General features: G+C 32.1%; 27 protein-coding genes. 15 read left to right on the top strand and 12 right to left on the bottom strand.

Annotated elements, in window-relative coordinates; genetic code table 11:
- The first annotated feature begins 5 nt into the window (after nt 1–5).
- From menD to QWY99_RS10905, 9 genes are all read left to right on the top strand, one after another.
- A complete protein-coding gene (menD, locus tag QWY99_RS10945; protein WP_290264913.1) occupies nt 6–1,667 on the top strand; it encodes a 2-succinyl-5-enolpyruvyl-6-hydroxy-3-cyclohexene-1-carboxylic-acid synthase in 1,662 nt (553 codons plus the stop codon).
- Between the two features lie 93 nt (nt 1,668–1,760).
- Entirely contained in the window at nt 1,761–2,102 is a 342-nt protein-coding gene (locus tag QWY99_RS10940; protein ID WP_290264911.1) for a DUF2853 family protein, read from the top strand.
- Nucleotides 2,103–2,502: 400 nt separating this feature from the next.
- Complete coding sequence (locus tag QWY99_RS10935; RefSeq protein WP_290264908.1) at nt 2,503–3,357, top strand: CvfB family protein; 855 nt, start codon at nt 2,503–2,505, stop codon at nt 3,355–3,357.
- A gap of 715 nt (nt 3,358–4,072) precedes the next feature.
- Nucleotides 4,073–4,906 (top strand): 1,4-dihydroxy-2-naphthoyl-CoA synthase, encoded by an 834-nt coding sequence (locus QWY99_RS10930; RefSeq protein ID WP_290264905.1) that lies wholly within the window; start codon nt 4,073–4,075, stop codon nt 4,904–4,906.
- Nucleotides 4,907–4,997: 91 nt separating this feature from the next.
- Nucleotides 4,998–5,960 (top strand): 1,4-dihydroxy-2-naphthoate octaprenyltransferase, encoded by a 963-nt coding sequence (menA, locus tag QWY99_RS10925; RefSeq protein ID WP_290264902.1) that lies wholly within the window; start codon nt 4,998–5,000, stop codon nt 5,958–5,960.
- Between the two features lie 26 nt (nt 5,961–5,986).
- A complete protein-coding gene (locus tag QWY99_RS10920) occupies nt 5,987–6,664 on the top strand; it encodes a metal-dependent hydrolase (protein WP_290264900.1) in 678 nt (225 codons plus the stop codon).
- A gap of 131 nt (nt 6,665–6,795) precedes the next feature.
- A complete protein-coding gene (locus QWY99_RS10915; RefSeq protein WP_290264897.1) occupies nt 6,796–8,244 on the top strand; it encodes a S41 family peptidase in 1,449 nt (482 codons plus the stop codon).
- Between the two features lie 25 nt (nt 8,245–8,269).
- Nucleotides 8,270–9,472, top strand: a complete 1,203-nt coding sequence (locus tag QWY99_RS10910) for a tetratricopeptide repeat protein (RefSeq protein ID WP_290264895.1) — start codon at nt 8,270–8,272, stop codon at nt 9,470–9,472.
- Between the two features lie 304 nt (nt 9,473–9,776).
- The gene (locus QWY99_RS10905; RefSeq protein WP_290264892.1) at nt 9,777–10,820 is read left to right on the top strand and encodes an o-succinylbenzoate synthase; all 1,044 of its coding nucleotides are present in this window, start codon (nt 9,777–9,779) and stop codon (nt 10,818–10,820) included.
- A gap of 196 nt (nt 10,821–11,016) precedes the next feature.
- Here QWY99_RS10905 and QWY99_RS10900 read toward each other — a convergent pair whose 3' ends face one another.
- Both QWY99_RS10900 and QWY99_RS10895 read right to left on the bottom strand, forming a co-directional pair.
- The gene (locus QWY99_RS10900; RefSeq protein WP_290264890.1) at nt 11,017–11,568 is read right to left on the bottom strand and encodes a hypothetical protein; all 552 of its coding nucleotides are present in this window, start codon (nt 11,566–11,568) and stop codon (nt 11,017–11,019) included.
- 21 nt (nt 11,569–11,589) lie between these two features.
- Nucleotides 11,590–12,420: an OmpA family protein gene (locus QWY99_RS10895; protein WP_290264888.1), complete on the bottom strand. Its 831-nt coding sequence runs from the start codon at nt 12,418–12,420 to the stop codon at nt 11,590–11,592.
- Between the two features lie 316 nt (nt 12,421–12,736).
- Between QWY99_RS10895 and QWY99_RS10890 the strand changes: the two genes are divergently transcribed.
- On the top strand, nt 12,737–13,213 hold the full coding sequence (locus tag QWY99_RS10890) for a CYTH domain-containing protein (protein ID WP_290265387.1): 477 nt from the start codon (nt 12,737–12,739) through the stop codon (nt 13,211–13,213).
- 4 nt (nt 13,214–13,217) lie between these two features.
- Nucleotides 13,218–14,189 carry a YpdA family putative bacillithiol disulfide reductase gene (locus tag QWY99_RS10885; RefSeq protein WP_290264886.1) on the top strand — a complete coding sequence of 324 codons (972 nt, stop codon included), beginning with the start codon at nt 13,218–13,220 and terminating at the stop codon, nt 14,187–14,189.
- A gap of 2 nt (nt 14,190–14,191) precedes the next feature.
- Here the strand turns inward: QWY99_RS10885 and QWY99_RS10880 are convergent, their stop codons facing one another.
- Nucleotides 14,192–15,763: a protein adenylyltransferase SelO gene (locus QWY99_RS10880; protein WP_290264884.1), complete on the bottom strand. Its 1,572-nt coding sequence runs from the start codon at nt 15,761–15,763 to the stop codon at nt 14,192–14,194.
- Between the two features lie 35 nt (nt 15,764–15,798).
- Nucleotides 15,799–16,329, bottom strand: a complete 531-nt coding sequence (msrA, locus tag QWY99_RS10875) for a peptide-methionine (S)-S-oxide reductase MsrA (protein WP_290264882.1) — start codon at nt 16,327–16,329, stop codon at nt 15,799–15,801.
- A 224-nt stretch (nt 16,330–16,553) separates the two neighbouring features.
- On the opposite strand from msrA, the gene QWY99_RS10870 reads away from it, so the two are divergent.
- Nucleotides 16,554–18,041 (top strand): aminotransferase class V-fold PLP-dependent enzyme, encoded by a 1,488-nt coding sequence (locus tag QWY99_RS10870; RefSeq protein WP_290264880.1) that lies wholly within the window; start codon nt 16,554–16,556, stop codon nt 18,039–18,041.
- A 74-nt stretch (nt 18,042–18,115) separates the two neighbouring features.
- On the opposite strand, the gene QWY99_RS10865 is transcribed toward QWY99_RS10870, so the two are convergent.
- From QWY99_RS10865 to QWY99_RS10835, 7 genes are all read right to left on the bottom strand, one after another.
- Nucleotides 18,116–18,730: a hypothetical protein gene (locus QWY99_RS10865; RefSeq protein WP_290264878.1), complete on the bottom strand. Its 615-nt coding sequence runs from the start codon at nt 18,728–18,730 to the stop codon at nt 18,116–18,118.
- A 100-nt stretch (nt 18,731–18,830) separates the two neighbouring features.
- Entirely contained in the window at nt 18,831–19,280 is a 450-nt protein-coding gene (locus QWY99_RS10860; protein ID WP_290264876.1) for a DinB family protein, read from the bottom strand.
- A complete protein-coding gene (locus QWY99_RS10855; RefSeq protein WP_290264873.1) occupies nt 19,280–19,750 on the bottom strand; it encodes a nuclear transport factor 2 family protein in 471 nt (156 codons plus the stop codon). The genes QWY99_RS10860 and QWY99_RS10855 overlap by 1 nt, the downstream gene beginning before the upstream one ends.
- 59 nt (nt 19,751–19,809) lie before the next feature.
- Nucleotides 19,810–20,334: a hypothetical protein gene (locus tag QWY99_RS10850; RefSeq protein ID WP_290264871.1), complete on the bottom strand. Its 525-nt coding sequence runs from the start codon at nt 20,332–20,334 to the stop codon at nt 19,810–19,812.
- A gap of 6 nt (nt 20,335–20,340) precedes the next feature.
- Complete coding sequence (locus QWY99_RS10845) at nt 20,341–20,817, bottom strand: hypothetical protein (protein ID WP_290264869.1); 477 nt, start codon at nt 20,815–20,817, stop codon at nt 20,341–20,343.
- A gap of 6 nt (nt 20,818–20,823) precedes the next feature.
- Entirely contained in the window at nt 20,824–21,501 is a 678-nt protein-coding gene (locus QWY99_RS10840; RefSeq protein ID WP_290264867.1) for a peptidoglycan DD-metalloendopeptidase family protein, read from the bottom strand.
- 28 nt (nt 21,502–21,529) lie between these two features.
- Nucleotides 21,530–22,192 (bottom strand): spermidine synthase, encoded by a 663-nt coding sequence (locus QWY99_RS10835; RefSeq protein WP_290264865.1) that lies wholly within the window; start codon nt 22,190–22,192, stop codon nt 21,530–21,532.
- A 63-nt stretch (nt 22,193–22,255) separates the two neighbouring features.
- On the opposite strand from QWY99_RS10835, the gene QWY99_RS10830 reads away from it, so the two are divergent.
- Nucleotides 22,256–22,807 carry a 1-acyl-sn-glycerol-3-phosphate acyltransferase gene (locus QWY99_RS10830; protein WP_290264863.1) on the top strand — a complete coding sequence of 184 codons (552 nt, stop codon included), beginning with the start codon at nt 22,256–22,258 and terminating at the stop codon, nt 22,805–22,807.
- Between the two features lie 74 nt (nt 22,808–22,881).
- Here QWY99_RS10830 and QWY99_RS10825 read toward each other — a convergent pair whose 3' ends face one another.
- A complete protein-coding gene (locus QWY99_RS10825) occupies nt 22,882–23,364 on the bottom strand; it encodes a helix-turn-helix domain-containing protein (protein WP_290264861.1) in 483 nt (160 codons plus the stop codon).
- Nucleotides 23,365–23,676: 312 nt separating this feature from the next.
- Between QWY99_RS10825 and QWY99_RS10820 the strand changes: the two genes are divergently transcribed.
- Together QWY99_RS10820 and QWY99_RS10815 are read left to right on the top strand one after the other, a co-directional pair.
- Nucleotides 23,677–24,831: a M14 family metallopeptidase gene (locus QWY99_RS10820; protein WP_290264859.1), complete on the top strand. Its 1,155-nt coding sequence runs from the start codon at nt 23,677–23,679 to the stop codon at nt 24,829–24,831.
- 77 nt (nt 24,832–24,908) lie between these two features.
- On the top strand, nt 24,909–25,388 hold the full coding sequence (locus QWY99_RS10815; protein WP_007805990.1) for an Lrp/AsnC family transcriptional regulator: 480 nt from the start codon (nt 24,909–24,911) through the stop codon (nt 25,386–25,388).
- Nucleotides 25,389–25,468 lie beyond the last annotated feature (80 nt).

The raw sequence follows: 25,468 nt of genomic DNA, 5'->3' as shown, positions 1-25,468 counted from the left end.
AAAAAATGATTTACCCCAAAATACCACTTGCACAGAGTATCATTCAAATTTGTTTAGAAAAAGGAATTACCAATATCATAATATCTCCGGGATCACGAAATGCCCCTTTAACCATAGGATTTGTTAGTAACCCAGCATTTCAATGTTACAGTATTGCAGACGAAAGATGTGCTGCATTTTTTGCATTAGGAATAGCACAGCAAACCAAGCAACCAACAGCTTTAGTTTGTACTTCGGGCTCAGCATTACTAAATTATTATCCTGCTTTTGCAGAGGCATTTTATAGTCAGATTCCACTAATTGTAATCTCAGCCGATCGTCCACAAAGTAAAATAGATATAGGTGATGGACAAACCATTCGTCAGGAAAATGTATATAGCAATCATTCTTTGTATAATGCTAATTTACACGAAGATGTTTCGCTAGAGAATGATAAGAAAATAAATGAAGCAATAGACACAGCAAGAGCGCAAAAAGGGCCAGTACACATTAATGCTCCATTTGAAGAGCCTTTGTATGAAACAGTTTCAGAACTTGCCGTAAGTCCAATAATAAATACTTACGTAAAAGAAAACCAGCCAGAAACAATCTCAGATTTAGCTAGCATGGTTGCCGATTGGAACAAATCGACTCGTAAAATGGTACTTGTGGGAGTAAACGAGCCCAATACGATTAATCATGAAATAATTGAAAGATTAGCAAATGAGGAATCAGTAGTTGTTTTAACCGAAACGACATCTAATTTACATCACCCTAATTTTGTAAACAGAATCGATACCTTAATTACACCATTTACGCCAACTGATTTTGATGATTTTCAGCCAGAAATTCTAATCACCTTTGGCGGAATGATTGTTTCAAAACGTATCAAGGCATTTTTACGAAAGTACAAACCAAAACAACATTGGCATATAGATATGCTAAGAGCGTATGATACATTTGGAGCTTCGCCAAATCATATAAAAACAAAACCAAACAATTTCTTTGAAGCTTTTCTGCCTCAAACAAAATCTATTGAAAGTGATTATTTTTCGAAAATTGAAAACACAATTAATTTAAGAAAAGGAAAAGCACAAGAATATTTAGCTAAGATTCCATTTTCAGACTTTAAAGTATTCGAAAAAGTAATCGAATCATTGCCAAAAAACTTTCAGTTGCAAATAAGTAATAGCTCAGCTATTCGTTATGCTCAATTAATAGATATAGATTCATCGATAGAAGTTTTTTGTAATCGAGGCACGAGTGGTATCGATGGAAGTACATCGACAGCAATTGGAGCGGCAGTGGGGAATTCTAAGCCTGCAGTTTTTATTACAGGCGATATTAGTTTCTTGTATGATAGCAATGCTTTATGGAATAGTTATATTCCGAATGACTTTAAAATTATAATTGTAAATAATGGAGGAGGAGGAATCTTCCGTATTTTGCCAGGGCATCAGGAACAGCCAGTATTTAATACTTTCTTTGAAACATCGCATCATTTAACAGCCGAACATATGGCAGGAATGTTCAAAATGAATTATATAAAGGCAGATGATGAAAGCTCTTTACAATTAGGATTAGAATCATTGTACAATACAGAGGGATCGCCAGCAATTTTAGAAATTTTCACACCAACAATTGAAAATGATAAAATATTGCTTCAGTTTTTTAAAGAACTAATATAGATTTATTTGTCTGAAATAAAACTTGACATATAGAATAAAAGCTTAAATTTGAGAGTGTAAACCAATTATTAATCAACTATTAAATTTTTATTTATGAGTGCAAGAGACGAATTAATTGTAAAGTATGCTGCTGATTTAAAAGACAAATGTGGTGTAATTCCAGATATGGATTTATTAACAAAAGTGACTATTGGTTGTGGACCGTCAATATACAATGCAGACGCAGCTACGGTTGCAGGAACGCAAAAATCGGAATTAGATACAGTAAAGAATAATTTTTTGATTAAGAAATTAGGCTTGCCTGATACTCCAGCTTTAGATGCTGGAATTGAAGCAGTATTAGATAAATATGGACGATCAAACAAGAATAAATACAGAGTAGTTGTTTATTATTTGTTAACGCTACACTTTAAAAAAGAAAGTGTTTACAAATAGTATTCATCATAAAAATAGTAAAAGCGCCTTTTAGGCGCTTTTTTTATAGAAAACAATAAAATCTTCCCGAATAAGATTGGTCAGATCGCCAAGCTAGTATGATCTATTGAATATTTTTTGTGTCATTAATAAAAATGCCTTCTTCCAAATTATTTATTTATTTATTTATTTTAGGATTTTATAAAGGAGAAAAAGAATTGAAAAGGAAAGAGATAGATAAAAGATTGTGGTCTCATTTGTTTGGTGTTTGTTACTACTTTTTCAAATTGAATAAAAAAGAAAGTAATTAGAAAACTTAACATAAATAATCCTTAATAAATACTTTTCGATGGTAGATTCAAACTTCGTACCTTTGCAACTTAGAAACTTGCTTAGATAGCAATACAGAACTTTAAAGAAGATGATTGAAATAGGAAAATACAATACACTAACTATATTACGTGATACCAAAGTTGGATTGTTTTTGGGTAACCCAGAAAAAGATCCTGAAGGAATACACGACATACTATTACCAAACAAATATGTTCCAAATGAATTTGAAATAGGCGAGGAGCTTATTGTTTTTGTTTATTTAGACCATGAAGAACGTCCGGTTGCTACAACGTTAGAGCCTTATATTTTATTGAATGAGTTTGCTCTTTTGCGCGTAAACTACATCAATCAAGTAGGAGCTTTTATGGACTGGGGAATGGAAAAAGATATACTTGTTCCTTATAAAGAACAAGCGCGCCCTATGGAAAAAGGAAAGCGTTATTTGGTGTATTTATACATGGATGAAAAAACCAATCGTTTGGTAGCTTCTAGTAAAACAAACCAATTTTTAAACAATGATAACCTAACGGTTGAAAAAGGAGAAGAGGTAGATTTAATTGTTTCGCATATCACCGAAATAGGAATCAACGTCATCATCAATGAAAAACATAAAGGATTGTTGTATAAAGATGAAGTTTATGATGATTCTATTCGTACAGGAGATCGTATGCGTGGTTATATTAAAAACATACGTCCAGACAATAAAATAGACGTTTCATTGCAAGTACAAGGATACGAAAGTATCGAGCCAAATGCTGATAAGATTTTGGATGAATTAAGAGCAAGTCGTGGTTTTTTAAGACTTACAGATAATTCGCATCCAGAAGACATTAAAACAGTGCTTAAAATGAGTAAGAAAACATTCAAAAAAGCTATTGGTGCACTTTATAGAGAAAAACTAATCGAGATTAAAGAAGACGGAATCTACTTAGTTAAAGAATAATACAACAAGAAAGGCTAATCATTACGATTAGCCTTTCTCTTTTTATTCTAGTTTCAAAAAAATTGTAATTAAAAAAAACAAAAATAAAAATAAATCTACTGTCATCGCGAAAAGTGAATAGAATCACACAATATAAATACTGTACTAACTCTTCTTGCGTGTGATCATTACTTTTTCAGATGGGTTTGTCTGGAAATAAGGATAACAAATACGTATATGCTAAAATTAATTTCACGGCAGAACCTTTGGTTTGTTTTTAATATCTTAAAAGATAATTAAACTATAATGTACACTCATTTTTAGAGTAGTTTAATAAATCTTTCTTGTTAACCGTAGGTGTTACTATCTCTTTTTTGCAATTTCGACAAATGCAATTCTTATTTGCTCATTGTCTAAAGTTTTTAAATTTAAAACCATAGAAAAATGAGCGACAAATTTTTTAAATTTTCTCAAAAAATCATTTTTTAGGTTAATAAATCAGTGAAAGAAAATCAATCCTTAATGTGTACTAAAAACATTGTATCACATTGATTAATAGATTGTAAAGATAAAAATAAAAACAATACGCACTATGAAATAATAGTGTTTTTTGTTTTAAAAACAAGTTTTAACATTTGAGTAAAATTGTTTTAGAAATGACTTCATTAAAAATGTATAGTCTAAAGTGTAAAAAATGATTTATTTTTACACTATAATTAATTAAAAATAGCATCTAATGGATTGGATTACTGTCAGAGAATTTGAAGATATAACCTATAAGAAATGTAATGGAGTTGCAAGAATAGCTTTTAATAGACCTAATGTACGCAACGCATTTCGCCCAAAAACAACATCAGAATTATACCAAGCATTCTACGACGCACAAGAAGATACTTCGATAGGTGTTGTTTTATTGTCTGCCGAAGGACCTTCGACTAAAGACGGAGTCTATTCTTTTTGTAGTGGAGGAGATCAAAATGCAAGAGGACATCAAGGATATGTAGGTGAAGATGGGCAACACCGTTTAAATATTCTTGAGGTACAACGTTTAATTCGTTTTATGCCAAAAGTGGTTATTGCAGTAGTACCAGGATGGGCTGTTGGTGGAGGACATAGTTTACATGTTGTCTGCGATATGACATTAGCAAGTAAAGAACATGCTATTTTTAAGCAAACAGATGCCGATGTTACTAGTTTTGACGGAGGATATGGATCTGCTTATTTAGCTAAAATGGTTGGACAGAAAAAAGCACGTGAAATTTTCTTCTTAGGACGCAATTACTCTGCTCAAGAAGCAATGGATATGGGAATGGTAAATGCAGTAATTCCTCATGACGAACTTGAAGATACTGCTTATGAATGGGCACAAGAAATATTGCAAAAATCTCCAACATCAATTAAAATGCTAAAATTCGCTATGAATCTTACAGATGACGGTATGGTTGGACAACAAGTTTTTGCAGGAGAAGCAACTCGCTTAGCTTACATGACCGAAGAAGCAAAAGAAGGTAGAAATGCTTTTCTAGAAAAAAGAAAGCCTAATTTTGGCGATAACAAATGGTTACCGTAATTAGTTTGCAGTCTCAGTTCACAGTCTCAGTTTATGAACTGTAATACTGAGACTGAAAACTTTTTATAATAATTTAAAAATAAAAAACAGAATGAAACATTGGATTGAAGCCGCTAGATTAAGAACATTACCTTTATCAGTCTCAGGGATTATTGTCGGTAGTATGTATGCTTTGGCAAATCCCACAGAAAACGTTTATACGCCTACAGAAGTTTTTAATTGGAAAATCTTTGGTTTTGCGCTATTAACAACGCTAGGATTACAGGTTTTATCCAATTTTGCCAATGATTACGGAGATGGAGTAAAAGGAACCGATAATGAAGACAGAGTAGGGCCTAAACGCGCCATACAAAGTGGTGTAATAACGCCACAAACCATGAAAAAGGCTATTGTAATCACTTCGATATTAACTTTATTGTCAGCAATAACATTGATTTATTTTGCTTTTGGCGAAACAAATTTTGTGTATTCAATCTTTTTCTTATTGTTAGGAATTGCAGCAATTGTTTCTGCAATTCGTTATACAGTAGGGAATTCTGCTTATGGCTATAAAGGATTTGGAGATCTATTTGTATTTGTATTCTTTGGATTAGTAAGTACGTTAGGAGTAAACTTTTTATATTCAAAAGAAGTAGATCCTCTTTTGATTCTGCCAGCAATCGCAATAGGACTATTGAGTGTAGGGGTTTTGAATCTAAACAATATGCGTGACGAAGCTTCAGATAAAAAATCAGGTAAGAATACACTTGTGGTAAAAATGGGAGGTCAGTCTGCTAAAAAATACCATTATTTCTTAATTATTGGAGCAATGGTATCGGTAGTGGTATTTGCTATTTTAAGCGATTATCATTTTGATCAATACTTGTTTTTATTAGCATATATACCTTTAACAAAGCATTTAATTGTTGTTTCTAATAACAAAGAGCCTAAGCTATTAGATCCAGAATTAAAAAGAGTGGCACTAAGTACATTTTTACTATCAGTATTATTGTCTTTGTGTATGATTTCATTAATCTCAGACATTTTCGTTAACCTCTTCATGGGAGGTAGATAAAATGTTAAACTAAAATTACTATCAATATGAAAATTACATTTTACGGACATGCGTCACTAGGAATTGAAGTTGGAGGAAAGCACATATTGGTGGACCCTTTTATTTCGGCAAATCCATTGGCATCACATATCGACATTACTACATTAAAAGCCGATTATATTTTACTAACGCATGCGCACGGCGATCATATTCTAGATGTCGAGGCTATAGCTAAGCGTACAGGAGCGGTAATCGTTTCTAACGCTGAAATTGCTGATTATTATGCAAAAAGAGAGTTAAACGCACACCCAATGAATCACGGTGGAAACTGGAAATTTGATTTCGGAAAAGTAAAATATGTAAATGCAATACACTCAAGTTCATTTCCAGATGGTAGTAACGGAGGAAACCCAGGAGGATTTGTAATCGAAGGCGAGCATAAAAACATTTACATAGCAGGTGATACTGCACTTACAATGGATATGAAGTTAATTCCAATGCGAACTAAGCTAGATTTAGCTATTTTGCCAATAGGAGATAACTTTACAATGGATGTTGAAGATGCAATTATAGCTTCAGATTTTATCGAGTGTGATAAAATTCTAGGTTATCATTTTGATACATTCGGATATATTAAAATCAATCATGACGAAGCAATTCGTAAGTTCTTCGATAAAGGAAAAGATTTAATGCTTCTTGAAATAGGAGATTCAATCGAGTTATAGCATTTTTATTAGGAGCTTCCCGATAGTTATCGGGACCTGCTATACGCTTTATCTTTTCCTGACTTAAAGAAAGTCAGGAAAAGGATATCGCTATTATCAGGGCTAAAAGATAATATTTAATCAAGAAAATTATGAATTTTAGAAAAGTACTTTTGTTTGTTTTGATTATTGTTTCGTATAACTCCTATGCTCAAAAATGTTCTTGTGAAGATAACTTTTACTGGCTAAAGAAAACATTTGAAGAAAATGATGCCGGTTTCCAGTATGTTATAGATAAAAAAGGTGCGGTTGAATATAAAAACCACAGCGATTTTTTCATTAAAAAAGTAAAAGATATAAAAGACTTAAGCGAATGTCGGGAAGTACTTTTTGATTGGTTGCTTTTTTTTAGACCCAGTCACTTATCTCTATCCATAAATCAGGAAAATATCAAGAAACCTGATTTCAAAACCAATTCAGTAGCCAAGCCAAATTGGGAAAAAGTAGAAATAAAAGAAGATGAATTAAAGAATTATTTAGCTAAAGTTCCACAGCCAAGTTTTGAAGGAATATGGGTTTCTGGTGCATACACTATTGGAGTTGTTAAAAAAAATAACGATTATATAGGGTATATTTTAGACTCAAAAGGAACAAATTGGAAACAATATCAGGTAAAATTCAGGATTAAAGATAATTTAGATAAAACATATAGTGCAGTGTATTATATGGGTGATTATTCGGCTCAGGAATTTAATGAAGTTAAGCTTATAGGTTATAATTTTTTAAATATCGGTTTTATCTCCTTAAAAAGAATCTTCCCAGATAATTTAAGCGATAATCAGTTGATAAGCGATTATGTAGAATCACAAACAGCTCAAAAACCATACTTCAAAAAAATTTCAGATAAAACTGTTCTATTGCGAATCCCAACATTTCATTATTCTCATAAAAAAGATATCGACAGCATACTTTTAGCAAATAAAAAATTAATTCTTTCAAAAGAGAATTTAATAATTGATTTAAGAAATAATGGTGGTGGTTCTGATGCTAGTTTTCAAGGAATAATTCCGTATTTATATACAAATCCTATTAGAACAGTTGGTGTTGAATATTTGTCAACTGAGTATAATAACAAGCGTATGACAGATTTCATACAAGATCCGGATTGGTCAGATAAAGAGAAGGAATGGGCAAAGAAAGGATTAGAAAAACTGAATGCTAACATTGGCAAGTTTGTCAATTTGGAGGATAATTCAGTTGGAGAAAGTAAATTAGATAGCATTTACAATAATCCAAAGAATGTTGCAATCATCATTAATGAAAAGAATGCAAGTACAGCGGAAGAATTTTTATTGATAGCAAAACAAAGTAAAAAAGTAAAGCTTTTTGGAACGACAACAGAAGGAGTGTTAGATATATCTAATATGTATTCTATCGATTCTCCCTGTAAAGATTTAAAGCTCGGTTACTCTCTCACTAAAAGTCTTAGAATCCCTGATATGCAAATTGATGGAAAAGGTATTCAACCGGATTATTACATCGATAAAACTATTCCAGATTATGATTGGATTAAATTTACAGAAAACATATTAAATAAGTAATATAGTATTAATAATTACAGTAAGAATGAAATCTAGAAATCTAGTTTTAGTACTTTTAATAAGCTCATTTTATTCCGCTTTTGCACAAAAAGAAGGATATTGGGATAAAGAACGATCAACCACCAAAGAAATAATCGTTCCTGCTCGCGACAGAATAATCATTTCAACCGAAGAGCTGCCATTAGGAACAACCGAAGTGGTCTATAGAATCACGCTATTGGATGAAAACCAACAATTGACAAGTAGTTTAGTATCGGTGTTAAAATCGATTCCAGATCCTACAGGAATCAGTCAAGGTTCAGCAGGAGCAGTATTTTTAATGTCAAAAATATCAGGTGATGATAAATGTAAATATGCACTTTTTACCGATCAGGCAACAGCCAAAAGCTATCTTCAAAGTGGTAAAACAGACAAAGCATGTTTTGCACAAGAAGAGCCATTAAGTAAAGACGCAAAGCGCTTGTCAGTTGATAAATCAAGCTGTTTACAACCAAATGTAAATACAATTTGGTTTGGATTTGAAAGCAAGAATTGGCTTTTAAAGCAAAAAGTTGTGCTAGAAGTTGTGCCTTGGGTTGATACAAAGTTAAGCCGTGGTTGGAATAAGGAGAATAAAAAAGAAATTATCAGCCAATGTAAAACTTCAAATTTGGCTCAGAAAATGGCAAATTCAGATGACTTCTGTGTTTGTATTCTCGAAAAAATCCAAAAACAATATCGCTATAATGAATTCGGTAAACTATTGGCAATGGAAAAAATTAAAGCCTATAAAGATTACGGAAGCACCTGTTACAGCGATACTAATATTTCAAAAAACATCTATAGTGATTTAAGAAGTCAAGCAACTAAACTCATTAAAAGCCAGAAGTATGGCGAAGCAATAGCTTTGCTTAATACAATAATTGCAGATAAAAAAGCAACTGCGCTAGATTATAGTTCGATTGGATATTGTTACATCGTTACTAAGCAATACGGGAAAGCAATAAAGTTCTTAAAAGAAGGAGAGAAACTAGATGAAACAGAGTTGCAGTTAAAACTTAATTTAGCTCATGCTTATTTGGTAAATGATAATTATAAAGAGGCAAAAGCGATTTATAAAAAATACCAAACGCAAAACGTAACAGATAGTTTAAGCTGGGTTCAAAAAGTAAAACTTGATTTTGCAGTTTTTAAGAAAGCAAATCTACCTTCAGAAAATTTCGATAGAGTTTTAGCTCTATTTAATTAATTGTCTAAGCATATAGGTTATCAGAAAATATAAATTGTTGCATTAAGCATCTTTATACAAATTTAGATAATTTAGCCTGTTGCGATAGTTATTAAAAATGGAATTCAACACATAGAGACATAGTTTCGAATAGGTTTGGTAATCAAAGGAGATTCAAGAAAAATGTATTTTTTTCGCATAGATTTATGTGATTTATTTTAAGTGGAACGTCTTTATGAATGCTTTAAAAATCTATGCATCTATGTGTTAAAATAATTGCACTCATCGCATATAACTCACACGTTTAATAAAAAAATAAATTGCATTGAAAGCTACCTATCATAAATATATACTCGATTTCAAACGCCCATCAGGAACTTCACGAGGCGTAATGAACGAAAAAGAAACTTGGTTTATTATAATCGAAGAAAATAATAAAAAAGGGATAGGTGAGTGTGGAATTCTTAGAGGATTAAGCGCAGATGATCGCGATGATTACGAAGAAAAACTACAATGGGCGTGTGATAATATAGATCTTGGAGAAACAGCCCTCTGGGAAGCTTTATTAGCGTTTCCTTCAATACAATTTGGTATAGAAATGGCTTTCCAATCTTTGCATAGTGAAAATCCATTTTTACTATTTCCTTCAAGTTTTACAACAGGAGAGAAATCTATAACAATAAATGGCTTGGTTTGGATGGGAGAACCTGCCTTTATGAAGCAACAAATAGAAGAGAAACTAGCTACTGGTTTTCGATGTATAAAACTTAAAATTGGTGCTATCGATTTTGAAAAAGAATTGGAATTATTGGGTTTCATTCGCAGTCATTTTAGCCCAGAACAAGTCGAAATAAGAGTAGATGCCAATGGGGCTTTTAGTTTAGATTCAGCTTTAGATAAGTTAAGTCAACTGAATAAATATAAATTACATAGCATAGAACAACCTATTAAGCAAAAGAATATTAAAGCTATGGCTGATTTATGTCAAACGACCCCATTTTCGATAGCATTAGACGAAGAGCTTATTGGAGTGTTCACATTAGAAGAAAAAGAAAAAATACTACAAGAGATAAAACCACAATATATCATTTTAAAACCTAGCTTTATAGGAGGTTTTAGGGGGACACAAGAGTGGATTTCATTGGCAGATAAGTATAGTATCGGTTGGTGGATTACATCAGCTTTAGAAAGCAATATTGGACTTAATGCAATTGCACAGTGGACTTTTTTACAAAATAGTACCATGCCACAAGGATTAGGAACAGGAGGATTATATACTAATAATTTTGATTGCCCACTAGAAGTTAATCAAGGGCAATTATGGTACAATCCAGATTTAAACTGGGCAATTGATTTAGATAGCTTATAACTTGTTAGTGATATTTTATAAAGCAGTTTATATTACTTCATTGCTTTTAAAAACGAAAAAAAAACAATTTATAAAAACTTTGCATCTTTGCGCCTTTGCGAGAAAAATATCTAACGCGGATGGCGCGGAAATTCTTTCCGTGTAGTTATAAAAAAAACTGGCTTTAAGCCAGTTTTTAAAGTTTAGAGAATAAAAATTATTCTTTTCCGCCATCTAAGACATCTTGCCATTCTTTTAATTCCTGCCATTTTCCTTCGTAAGCTAGTTTAGCTTGTCTAGCCCAAGTTCCAGGATTATGGATAATATAGTTTTCACCAGCTTCATCTAAGATAGCTTGCGATTTAGCCGTTGGTGTTTCTGATAGAGCCAGCCAAGTTTTGATTCCAGCTTTATGATATAGTTCTTCAATTTTAGGACCAATTCCTTCAATTATTTTCAAGTCGTCTTTCTTAATTTTTTTGCCAAATACAGTAGCAGCCAATGCGGCATCAAATGCAATTTCTGGCGAGGTTTTGCTAACAAATGATTGTGCAGATGCAGATGAATTTAATTTAGCAGCTAAATCAGCTTCTAGAGATGTTATTTTTGCATTCAAATTCTTTGTGTTAGCTCTGCAAGCGTCTAAATCAGCTTGTAAAGAAAGCAAATCAGATTCGTTTCCTTTTGAAGCCATTTTTCCTATCAAGTAACCTAAAATTCCACAGATTAACCCAACAAGTGCTGGTATTAAGATACAAGGTATATTCATAATGTTATTTTTTTGGATTAATTATTTTATTGTAACTACAGTTCTACGATTGTTTGCTTTGCCCTCTGGAGTTGAATTATCACTTACAGGTTCATCAGGGCCTTTTGATTGAGTTTCGATTTTACTGCCATCAATACCATTTTTAGATAAATAGTTCTTAGTAAAATCAGCACGTTTTTGACCTAAAACAATATTTGATTCTCGTTTTCCAACATTATCAGAATGTCCAACAACCAATAAGGTTCCGTCACCTACATTAAGAATATAATGAGTAATGTCTTTAATCTTCTGACGTTCTGCATTGTTTAGATTGTCATTGGATTTATTGGTATTAAAATGCAATACCAAAGGATCTGCATTTATTTTAGCTTTTAAAGCTGTAAAATCCTCACCAGCTGTCTTGGTTGCTGTGGTATCAGTTGTAGTGTTTATTTGGAATGAAACAGGTCCTATAAGTGTATCTGCATTTGTCTTCCATTTATCGATTATTTCTCCTTTGGTGTCGAAATTTCCAGCTGGTAAACCTTTTGATACAAAAAAGTTCTTAACGTCATTTGCTCTCGCTAATCCAAGATTAGGATAAGTTGTAGTGTTTTTTTCCTCAGTTGTCGCATAGCCGGTAATGGTTACTTTCTGTTTAGGATTGCCACTTAAGAACGTTTTTAGTTTCTCAATGCCAATTGTAACAGAATCTTTTACAGGCAGGATAACTGAAGCACTGTTCTTCAGGAATTTGATATTGTCGCTACTGCGGTAGTCAATACCATCACCATTAATTACAAAAGGAACAATCTCGATGACGGTTTCTTTTACAATAACAACTTTTTCGATATCGTCTGCAGGTTCTTTCATACAGCAATTGCAGCAGAATTTTAAATACAAAAAAGTACCTAAAATAATTGTGACTACAATGCCTAATAGATAAAGTGTTTTTTTAGACATAATATTTATGAGTTAAATTCTCTCAAATTTAACGAAAAAATAAATGCAAATCATTATTAATCAGGTAATTTAGTTTTGTTTTTCAAAAAACATGAACTTTAGTTTTTAGAAATAACCTGCTTTTTTAGAAAAAAGAAGAGAGAAAAAAAAGAGATGCTTAAAAAAATCTTGATTCGCTAATTAATTAAAATGAGTAACTTGCTAACTGAATCTAGTTATGGAAAAGATGATCGAAATAGAAAGAAAGTTTTTAGTTAAAACAACCGATTTTAAAGAGCAAGCATACGCTCAAAATCGAATTGCACAGGGTTATTTATGTTCAGAGCCAAAACGTACAGTACGTATTCGTATTAAAGGATCAAAAGGCTATATCACAATAAAAGGAATAGGCAGTGAAAGCGGCATGTCACGGTTTGAATGGGAAAATGAAATTCCGATAGAAGAAGCACAAGAATTATTGAAATTATGTGAAAAAGGTAAAATCGAGAAAACCAGATTCGAAATAAAATCAGGAAACCATGTTTTTGAAGTAGATGAGTTTTATGGAGAAAATGAAGGACTGATAATTGCCGAAATAGAGTTAGAATCAGAAACTGAAGCATTTGAGAAACCAGATTGGTTAGGAGAAGAAGTAACCAATGACCCAAGGTATTATAATGCTTATTTAAGTAAGAATCCATTTTCAGAATGGAAAAATAAATAGATTTATGGCAGTTGAACAATATGATTTGATAATTGTAGGAGGAGGGCCAATAGGTTTAGCTTGTGCAATCGAAGCACAAAAGAAAGGATTAAAGTATCTAATTATTGAAAAAGGAGCAATTGTAAATAGTATTTTCAATTATCCGTTGTATATGACTTTCTTTTCTACAGCAGAAAGACTAGAAATAGGAAATATTCCTTTTAATTGCCTTGCACCAAAGCCAGGCCGACAAGAAGCATTAGAGTATTATCGCAATATTCACCGATATTTTGAATTCAATATTCATTTATTCGAAAAAGTAACAGAAGTTATCAAGCAAGAAAATTCACTTTTTAAAATAGCTACAAATAAAGGATCGTATGAAGCTAAAAATGTAGTTATTGCGACAGGTTTTTATGATATTCCGATTCATATGAATGTAAAAGGTGAGGAGTTGCCACAGGTACGCCATTATTACAAAGAAGCGCATGAATATGCTTTTAGAAATGTTGTGGTAGTTGGTGCTAACAATTCTTCTGTAGATGCAGCGCTAGAATGCTGGCGAAAAGGAGCTAAAGTAACAATGGTTATTCGCAAAAGCGAAATAAATGATCGAGTTAAATATTGGGTTAAACCAGATATTGAAAACAGAATAGCCGAAGGAAGTATAAAAGCTTATTTTGAATCAAATATCACCGAAATTAGAGAGGATGAAGTAATAATTGATACTCCAAACGGAAAGGTGACAATTGAAAATGATTTTGTTTTGGCGCTTACGGGTTATAAACCAGACTTAACGTTTCTTGAAAAAATGGGAATTCAATTATCTGATGATGAAAGAAAAGTGCCAACATACAATCCTGAAACAATGGAAACCAATGTAGCAGGATTGTTTTTGGCAGGTGTTGTTTGTGGCGGAATGGAAACTCATAAATGGTTTATAGAGAATTCTCGTATTCATGCCAGCTTAATATTAGATTGTATTTCTTCTAAATAAATTTAAGAACTGCAAGAAAGCATAGAGCAACCTGCTTTATCTCTTGCCCAATCAGGTCGTTTAGTAAACCATTTTTCAAATTCAGGTTGCTCATCGTAAGGTTTCTTAAGTAATTGATGCAACTCATCAACTAATGAGTAATCGCCTTCATCGGCTGCATCAATGCTTAATTGTGCCATATAATTACGCAAAACGTATTTTGGATTTACTGTGTCTAAAATCGCTACTCGTTCATCGTCAGAGATTTTTTCTGTGCTTAAACGTTTTAAATAATCGGAGAACCATTGTAACCAGGTAGTTAAAATAGCGCCTTTAATTTCTTCAGGTTTGTAAAAAGCATCTTGAATACATGTAAATGCTTGTTCCGCAGACTCTTCTTTTTTTATTTTGTTTAAATTTCTAAAAAAGAGGGTCATATCTGTTTCAGATAATTGTAAATTAGTCTCTAAATCAGAGATGATTTTATTATCAGTTTCCTTAGAAGTTGAAATTCCTAGTTTGCTAAGCATCATTTCTTTGTATTCTTCGTCATACAAATCAGAGAAAGATTCTAATATGCTTTCAAGACCTTCGGCTTCATTAATCAAAGGATACAATGCATTTGCTAATTGAAATAAATTCCATTTTGCAACATTTGCTTGATTTCCGTATCGATATCTTTTGTGTTGTCTATCGGTAGTATTAGGTGTCCAATTAGGATCGTAATCTTCTAGCCATCCGTAAGGTCCAAAATCAATTGTAAGTCCATGAATCGACATGTTATCGGTATTCATCACGCCATGAACAAAACCTACGCGTTGCCAATCCAGAATCATCTTACGAGTTTTATCAGCAACAGCTTTAAAAAACTGAATGTAGGTTTTTTTATCGTCCTCTTCTTTTATTTCAGGATAATAATATTTTATCGTATAATCAGCAAAAGATTTCAGATTTGTAAGTTCATTTCGAGCAGTTAACATCTCAAAACTTCCAAAACGAATAAACGATGGGGCTACACGGCATACAATAGCTCCTTTTTCATAAGCAGGATTGCCATCGTACAACATATCACGCAATACTTCATCTCCAGATAATAATAAAGCAAGGGAGCGAGTGGTTGGAGTTCCTAAGTAAAACATGGCTTCGCTACATAAATACTCACGAATAGAAGAACGTAACACAGCCAAACCATCTGCAGTTCTAGAATAAGGTGTTTTTCCGGCCCCTTTTAACTGCAAAGTATAAAACTGGTCGTTGTGTTCGATCTCAGTTAAATTAATAGCTCTACCGTCTCCTAATTGCCCTGCCCAGTTTCCAAATTGATGTCCAGCATAACACATGGCATAAGGATGTGTATTAGGTAATACTTCTTTTCCAGAAAAAACATTCAAAAATGATTCCGATTGAGTGTCTCCAGGTAAAAGTCCAATTAGTTCAGCTACTGCTTCAGAAGCGTGGATTAATTTTGGCTCAGAAGGAATTCTAGGATTAACATAAGAAAAACAAGTGTTTAAAACCTGCCTGGTTTCATTGGTGTTTAGTGGATCTTCAGGAAGTTCGGCTGTAAACCGATTATGTATATTTAATTTTTTCATTTTATTTAATTTCAATAACAGTAATTTGTGCTTGCTTATGCGAGTTTATCGGCATACATTTTTCTTAGTTTTTGCACTTTAGGATCAATTACCATTCGGCAATAACCCGCTTCCTGATTATTGTTGTAATAATTTTGATGATCTTCTTCGGCTTCATAAAACACTTCAAAAGGTTTTAATTCGGTTACGATTGGATCAGCATAGAGAGGTTTTACAGCTTCTATTACTTGTTCTGTGATTGCTTTTTGCTCGTCATTATGATATAAAATGATAGAGCGATATTGTGTCCCTTTGTCAGCTCCTTGTTGATTTAAAGTCGTAGGATCATGACTTGTCATAAAAATAGCGATTAAATCATGGTAAGAAATGATTTCAGGGTCAAAAGTTACCTGAACGACTTCGGCATGTCCCGTTCTTCCGGTACAAACCTCACGGTAAGCAGGGTTTTTTATATGACCATCGGCATAGCCAGATTTTATTGATACAATGCCTTTTAAACGTTGAATTACTGCTTCAATACACCAGAAACAGCCTCCTCCAAAAGTTGCTATAGATAAGTTTTTCATTTATATAATTTTAAAATAATTATTGTTCTTTATCGATTATGAGTAGGAAAAATGAATATTTTCTGCTCAAATTTAATTCTATTATGTGATTTTTACTAAAAAGATGCCTGCTAAAGAGGTGATTAATTGTAAATAAAAGAAATTGTACTATAGTTTTAACTTCCCTGTTAACAAATTCGCAATTATGTAAAAATTATATACCTTTGGAACCAAATCAGTTTATAATGAATATCAAAAACAATACCACGGCTTTAGAAGCTTATTTCCAAGATTTTCGAAAAAATATTATTGGAATCGATCAGGAATTTACCTCTCCTTATGGTAAAAAACAGATAATTTATACCGACTGGACTGCTAGCGGACGCTTGTATAGACCAATTGAAGAGAAAATTATAAACCAATTTGGACCTTTTGTCGCAAATACGCACACAGAAACAACTGTGTCAGGTACTGCCATGACAAAAGCGTACCATCATGCCAGAAATATCATTAAGCGTCATGTAAATGCCAATCAAGATGATATTTTAATTACTGATGGGACTGGAATGACGGGTGTTGTGAATAAATTTCAACGTATTTTAGGACTTAAAATTCCTGAAAATCTAAAAGATTTCACGACAATTCCAGCAGATAAAAAGCCTGTAGTTTTTATATCGCATATGGAGCACCACTCAAATCAAACGAGTTGGTTGGAAACTATTGCTGATGTTGAAATTATTCCAGCTTGCGAAAAAGGACTTTTTAGTCTTGAAAAATTAGAAATCTTATTAGATAAATATAAAGACAGAGCTTATAAAATAGCTTCTATTACATCTTGTTCAAATGTTACAGGCATAAAAACACCTTATTATGAAGCTGCAAAATTAATGCACCAACATAATGGAGTTTGTTTTGTTGATTTTGCTTGCTCAGGGCCTTATGTGCAAATAAACATGCATCCAGAAGATCCAGAGGCTTATTTGGACGCTATTTTCTTCTCTCCACATAAATTTTTAGGAGGCCCAGGAACTTCGGGCGTTTTAATTTTTAATAAAAAATTATACAAGAATATGATTCCAGATTGTCCTGGAGGAGGAACCGTAAGTTGGACGAATCCTTGGGGAGAGCATAAATATATCGATAATATTGAAGATCGTGAAGATGGAGGAACCCCAGGTTTTTTACAAGTTATAAAAACGGCTTTAGCAATCGAGTTAAAAGAGCAAATGGGAGTAGAGAACATGTTGCAACGCGAACATGAAATTGTTGATTTTGTTTTTAATGAATTGAACGATATTCCGAATATTAAAATCTTAGCAGCACAACATCAGGATCGTTTAGGAGTTGTTTCGTTTTTTATCGAAGATTTACATTTTAATCTAGGTGTGAAAATATTAAACGATAGATTTGGAATTCAAACTAGAGGGGGGTGTAGTTGTGCAGGAACATACGGGCACTTTTTACTGCATGTTGACCAAGAAACATCTAGTAAATTGATTGACCAAATCACTATTGGAGATTTAATAAGCAAACCGGGATGGATAAGAATGTCAATACACCCAACAACAACTAGCGAAGAAATTGCTTTTGTGTGTAATAGTATTAAAGAGTTAGCCGAAAACCATAAAACATGGGCTCAGGATTATGAGTACAACAAAGAAACTAACGAATTTATTCATGAAAATGTAACTTCATTCGAAGATGAATTAGTCGCAGGCTGGTTTGCTTCATAAAAGTAGAAAATGGCTTCTTAAATTTTAAGAAGCCATTTTTTTTTGAGCTGTATTCTCATCTGAAATACGTTTTGTTATTTTCCAATGAGAACATTGTATTCCTTAGGTATAGTTACTCCGTTGAAATAATTAGTTAGTCCACAAAATAGTACTAGAGTTAATATAATTCCAAAAGTTAAGATTGCTATTGATTGTTTATTAGGGGAAAGTCCAAAAAATGTTTGTTTCATCTTCTTGTTATGTATGGTAGCAATATGTCCGAAAAAGGAAAGAATTGCAAGCATGTAGTAAGGGATGAAAAATAAATTATAAGGAAAAGTGTTTAATCCAGCCACACCATAATAAAAATTGGTGTCAAGTTTTAAGATGAGTCTTCCAATAAAAATTGCAGTTAAATGAATTATAAAAAAGACAGCTAGGTATAATCCTGACCAAATCTGAATCTTTTCAAAATTATTTATGGCTATTTTTTGATTTATTTTGAAAAGCTTAAGTCCTGAGGAAATTTGGATAAATACAGCGAATAGCAAAATGGATTCAATAAATATATTTCGATAAAAATGACGTAAAGTATTCATCATTTCAATGTGTTTTTCTGCTCCAAAAATGCTCCAAACATGATTGAATAAGTGTAACCCGATAAAAACTGTTATTGTAACTCCAGATGTATAGTGTAGTTTTTTAGTCATAAATATGCTTTGTTTTAACTTATGGAATAAGAACTTTCAAGTTTCAACTACGACTGATACTGTAAACTGATACTGAATACTGCGACTAAATACTAAAAAACTAAGAATCCAATAACCTTCTATGATAGTTTATTTGTCCTAGATGATAGGCAAGGTGAGTGGTGAGATGCGTTAAAATAAATCCTGTAGAATCTTTACCTTCAAAAACAACAATTGGGAATTCATGCTCCAGTTGATCTTCGGATAAATTACTTATAGCAAAATCAACAGTAAGGATAGTTTCTTCAATTTTTGTGATTAATTCGGCTTTTGGAATGTTTTTTAACGAAAATTCTAATTCTCGATATCTTATATAGCCAGAATTACCCAATGTGGCGCCTATATAGGTGTTTAAATTGCCAATTAAGTGCAAACACAGGTTTCCAGCTGAATTTAAAATTTGTTCGTCTATAGACCAAATTTTAGCTTCATTTTTATAGGATTCGATTTCGAGCTTTAATTTATTAAGATCACGATTAAAAAGCGCTCTCAATGTCTCGCAATGTGACATTATTGTTTGCTTTGATATTTCTGAAGCGATAACAAAGCCTGTTGTTGTATTTTTTTCTGAAAAAAACCTGTCCATCCTAATAGGTAGCCAGTGATGCCAAATGCTTGCTTAGACCATTTCCAAACATCAAAAGTATCGGTGTGCTTTATGATTAGTCCATCTTGAAATTGAAATTCCGCAAAAACATGATTTACAACATTTCTATTTGTTTTGCTGAAATTGTAAGTCGCAATCCAAGAGGCAGAACCTACAAAATCATCTGCTTTTATATCAGAGAATTCTATTTTTATATTCCCTTTGCTTTTTTTAAGAAGCATTTCCCACATTTTAAAAACTTGATCTTCTATAAGTAGGCCAAAAGCAGGGTCACGAAATTGTATTTTTGGATGGTAACATTCGCTCATTTTAACTGCATCTGCATTGGCGAAAGCAGTGTAAAATTTACTAATAGTGGATTCATTTGCATTCATCTTCGATGTGATTTAGAATATAAAAGTACAGAATTATTGATTTTATACTACATTAAAAATTACAAAGCGGTAATTTCTTCTGCAGTATTGAAGCTATTTTTAGATTTATCAAATTTAGTAGCGTAATACGACTTCTTATTAACGGCTGTGAAATTCCCAATCTGACTACTAAATTTATTAGTAGTTCCAGAGATATTGAATCTAATAGATTGGATATCCGTTTTCTTAAGTTTGTTCATTTCGATAGCAGAAAGATTAAAGTAATTTACTGTTTTGTTTGCAACAGTTTCAGTATTCTTTTTATCAATACAAACAATAATCGTATTATCAACTAGGTAAATATATGTAGTGCCAGTAATTTGTAATTTAGGATCCGTTGTTTCAATACTAATTTTTAAAAGCCCTCCAGTTTCTGTTTTTGCAATTTGAATATCAGCTTCGCCAGTTAAAGCATAGTTCTCACAGATAAAATTCCAAGCAGGTGTAGCAGCATAGGTTTTACCTTTAAAACTAAGCGACTCCTGAGCATTAACTAAAATAGAAAAAAGAAAAAAGGGGATAATCAGTAGTGTTTTACAATTCATTGGGTTTTATTTTTCAATTAGTTTAGACTCGAATGTTTCGTCCCAGTCTAAGGATTTTATGGCCGAAACCAAATTGTCTTCATTTACATACACGCGAAGTTCTTTGTTGGCAACCTTTTTTTCATATAAAGCTCTAAATCTGTAAATGGTTTCATGTTTGGTTTTATAAACTCCATCTAGCTTAAGATCTTTAAAGGCTCCGTACCATTGTCTGAATTTCTGGCATGTTTTTGTTAATCGTTCTTCGGTTGTATTTGCCATCACCGATGGTGTAACTTCGGTTTCGTTAAAAGGTTTAAATTTGGAAGTATTGCAAGTCATTAAAACTCGTTTTCCAAGATCGTAAGCCTTTTTTTGCTGGCTATTATTTACTTCAGCGGGTAAAACTTTTGTTATTTTTAAATCTTCTGTTTTATTTCCGCCAGTTTTTGATTTGCAACCAATCAACAGTAGCAAACTTAGAATAAATAGTACTTTCTTCATTGTTATTTATGTTATTTTTAATACTAAATTGGGATTCGGGCAATTGTTTGTATAATAATCTAAATCGATTTTGCTACAAACACCAGGATAATCGCCAAAATTGTCTCCAATATTTTTTATAATCTGAAAATGTAAGTGTGGAGCATAATCTCCATTTACACCTGGTTTTCCTAAAGTGCCCAAAATTTGTTCTTTTAAAAAAACATCTCCAACTTTAAGGTCAGCTATACTTTCTAACGACAGATGCCCATATAAAGTATAGAAATTTTGATTTTCGATAGTATGTTTTAAAATAATTGTAGGGCCATAATCGCCCAAACTGTTATTGTTTTTAAAACTATGAACCGTTCCGTTAAACGCTGCCAATACAGGAGTTCCTGTTTTAACCCATAAATCGAGACCAATATGAATGTTACGCTCAGCTGTTGTAGAATTATTGAAATTTTCACTTCGTTTGTAAATGTTTCGCTGTTCTAGGTAACCACCAAAAGCTACTTTAGCTTTGGCTTGAGCTAATAAGGTTTCGATATAAAATTCAAATTCACGAGCAGTTTGAGTTTTGTACTTCGCTAATTCCTGATTAGAGATTGATAAGTCAAAAGGTATGTATTGTGAGTAATCAATTGTTGCGTCGATTACTTTTACTGGAGGTAAGCTTTTTAAAACAGTTTCTAAAGAAGGCATATACATTGTTTTTTAAATGTAATTCAAACTAGGCTAATTTTTCGATGATAATTAATTCATTATGTTCTTCAATGCGTGGTAGCATTTTAGCAGCATGATGGTTATTTATCTCCGAAATGTATTTTTGATTTCTGATATTATGGGTTTCGTTTAAAATCATAGTATTAAAAAGGACAAAACCATTTTTTTGTAAAAGATCACAAATTCTATTACTAAAGAAGCTTTCAAATAAAAAATTAGGCATTGTGGTGTCTTCAAAAACATCGATTATTATAAGATCGTATTTTTTATTAGTTTTTAAAACAAATTCAAATGCATCATCAATGATAATTTCGAGTTGCTTAATTTTATTAAGGTTGAAATATTTATTAGCGATTTCAAGGATATCGGGATCAATTTCGACTCCAGTTATTTTTCCTTCATATTTTATCTCATCAACAAGTGTTTTGATAACACTTCCTCCAGCTACACCAAGAAGTAAGATTTCTTTCATTGAGCGGATTTTTTCGAAGCCAATATTTTTTAAACCGTATCTCAAGATGCGTTGTAAACTTCCGTAAGAGTAATTGGTATTTTCGGAATCTAAAACTAATTCGCCGTTTGCCCAGGTAACTTCAATGGCTTTGCTACGAGTGGATTTTTTTTCAAATATTTTTATAGGAACAATGTAGCTGAATATTTTCTTAATCATTGGTATGCGTTTTTACCAAATTTAAGATTTAAATTATTTATTTTGCAGATTAAAATAAAATTAATGAAGAAACAATTATATAAATTCATCTTTTTTAAACTCATGGGATGGAAAATTGTGGGGATTGAAAATGCAGAGGTAAAAAAATGCGTGTTGATGGTAATGCCTCATACAAGTAATCATGATTTTTATTTAGGAATTTTCACTCGAGGTATTTCTGGATTAGAAATGAATTGGGTAGGAAAGAAAGAATTATTTAAATTCCCTTTTGGGTATTATTTTAGAAGTGTAGGAGGAGAACCGCTAGATCGATCAGGAGGGTTGAATAAAGTAGATTCGATTGCGGCTATTTTTGAAAGAAAGGAAACTTTCCGTTTGGCAGTTGCTCCAGAGGGAACTCGTAAAAAAGTTTCAGAAATTAGAACTGGGTTTTATTACATCGCTTTAAAAGCAAATGTGCCAATTGTCCCAGTAGCTTTTGATTGGGGTAAAAAAGAAGTTAATCTAGGAAAGCCATTTTATCCAACAGGAAATTATGATGCTGACATAGAAATTTTAAAACAACACTACAAAGGGGTCGTGGGTAAAATTCCAGCTAACGGATTTCAGTTGTAGATTTTAATAATTCTCAGAATTCTGCAAACGAAAAAAAATTAAAATTTTCAAAAGTACACACACAAAATATAAAATTAAGGGGTGTAAGCCTTAAAAGTTCCGTTTTTATAAAAGAGCACAATTTTCTCTATTTCTCCAGAAGAAGTATTGGAAATTGTGTTTTTTATTTCGGGAGCATTTTCTTCAATTATTTTTTTCTCATTTTTCTCATTCGGTTTTTCTATCTCTAAAAATAAATCTTCAGGGATGAAATTGTTATTTGGAAAAATGGGAGCAACGGGTTGCTCAATTTCTTGTGGAATGGAATTTATAACAACTTCATCGTTTTCATTTTTAGGGAATGATCCTTTTCCGTTTAAAACCCAATACAAATCTATATCGGGAAAAACCTCAATAATTTTTAATACAAAATCTAAGCTAGGTTTGTTTCTGCCAGAAAGTAGGTGAGACATACTAGAGCGTTGTACTCCAATTTTATCTGCAAATGAAGACGCGCTTAAGCCATAATATTCTAATATGGTTTCCAATCTTTTTATAAAATCCTCGATGTTTACCATTGTAAATTGTGTTTTAAATTAAGATGGTTTACAAATGTAATTAAAATAGAGTAGAATACCAATGATACAATTGTAAATAGTCTAATTAGGGTGATTTAGTCGTTATTTTAGCTTTAATTGACTCAGTGTAACTAGTTAGTAATTATTGTTTTGAATGTGTTTTTGTAAGAGGATAACAAATGTCATCTAAAAACATATAAAGCGATGCTATTTGGGAGAAATAAGCGTTTACAAATGTAGATTATTAAAATAATTCACTGTTTACAATTGTAAAAATAAAGATGTTTACTTTTGTAAACCAAACAATGCAACATGAATTTAGAAGAATTATTTAGCTTACATAAAGAACAAAGTATAGAAGGAAGGTATCTTACATTAGATGCAATAACTCCTTTATTGAATAAATTAAACACGAATAATCAGGTTGAGGTTATTGGCAAATCTGTTTTGGGAGAACCTATATATAGTTATAAAATAGGTACGGGTGAAACCCGAATTTACCTTTGGTCGCAAATGCATGGAAATGAAAGTACAACTACAAAAGCTCTATTTGATTTTATTAATGTGTTGAATAGTGGTTCTGATTTTGCAATCAAGTTGTTAGAAACGTTTACATTTTATAGTATTCCGATGTTGAATCCTGATGGAGCGAAATTATATACTCGTGAAAATGCTAACAAAGTTGATCTTAATCGTGATTCTCAAGAGTTAACACAGCCAGAAAGTAAGGTGTTGAGAGCAGTTTTTGAGGAGTTTAAGCCTCATTATTGTTATAATTTACACGATCAGCGTACAATTTTCGGAGCTGGAGATACAGGGAAATCGGCGACAGTATCGTTTTTAGCGCCATCTTATAATGATGCAAGGGAGATAAATGAGTCTCGTGCAAAGGCTATAGATTTAATTGTAGCTATGAATGATGTTTTGCAACAATATATTCCAGGTCAGGTAGGTCGTTTTGATGATTCTTTTAATATTAACTGTATAGGAGATACGTTTCAATATCTCGGAGTGCCTACAGTTTTGTTTGAGGCGGGTCATTTTCCTAATGATTATGAAAGAGAAATCACAAGAAAATATATCTTTTTCGCCCTAATTTCAGGGTTTAAAGCATTAAGCGAAAACGATATAGTTGTCAATGGAATTAATAAATATTTGAATATTTCTCAAAATAAAGTCGTTTTTTATGATTTTATGTATAAAAACATCAAAATAAATTATGATGGTATTGAAATAATCACGAATTTTGCTGCACAATACAAAGAAGAATTGATTGAAAATAAAATTTGTTTCACTGCTTATGTTGTTGAAGTTGGTGAATTAGAGAATTATTATGGTCATTTTGAGTACGATGCCAAAGGAGCAGAATATACAGATGATTTTGGTAATTTTCCGAAAACAAGTCAGAAAGCAGATTTTTATTTAAATAAAAACATAAAATTTGTTAATGGACTGATAAAAACATAGTCTTTTTGTCGTTTTGTTATTTTTTATATATATTTTTATACTTTGTAATAGTAATTAGTAATATTAATTAAAGAACTATGAGTAAATTTCGTTTGGATGAAGTAGATCACCAGATATTAGACATGTTGATAGACAACACAAGAGTACCGTTTACTGACATTGCAAAAAAATTATTGATATCTGCAGGAACAGTGCATGTGAGAGTGAAAAAAATGGAAGATGCCGGAATTATAATGGGATCTTCGTTGGCATTGGATTATGATAAATTAGGGTATTCATTTATAGCTTATGTGGGTGTTTTCCTTAATAATACATCTCAAACTAAATTCGTTTTAGAGCGTATCAATCAAATTCCTTTCGTAACTGTTGCTTCTGTGACTACAGGTAAATTCAATATTTTCTGTAAAATTAGAGCAAAAGATACTAAACATGCGAAAGAAGTTATTTTTATGATTGACGATATCGAAGGAGTTTATAGAACTGAAACTATGATTTCGTTAGAAGAAAGTATTAATGATAAAAAGCGTTTGATGCATACTATTTTTAAAAATATGTAATTGATCTTGAATGCTATATTGAATATAACCTCAAGTTTTTCTTGGGGTTTTTTTATGAAAAATTAACTAACAACCAACCA

Origin of the sequence: Flavobacterium branchiarum (assembly GCF_030409845.1) — a bacterium.
In the GTDB taxonomy this organism is placed as follows: Bacteria; Bacteroidota; Bacteroidia; order Flavobacteriales; family Flavobacteriaceae; genus Flavobacterium; species Flavobacterium branchiarum.
Note: the sequence above shows the minus strand (reverse complement) of the source record. Positions and strands in the feature narration are given on the sequence as shown.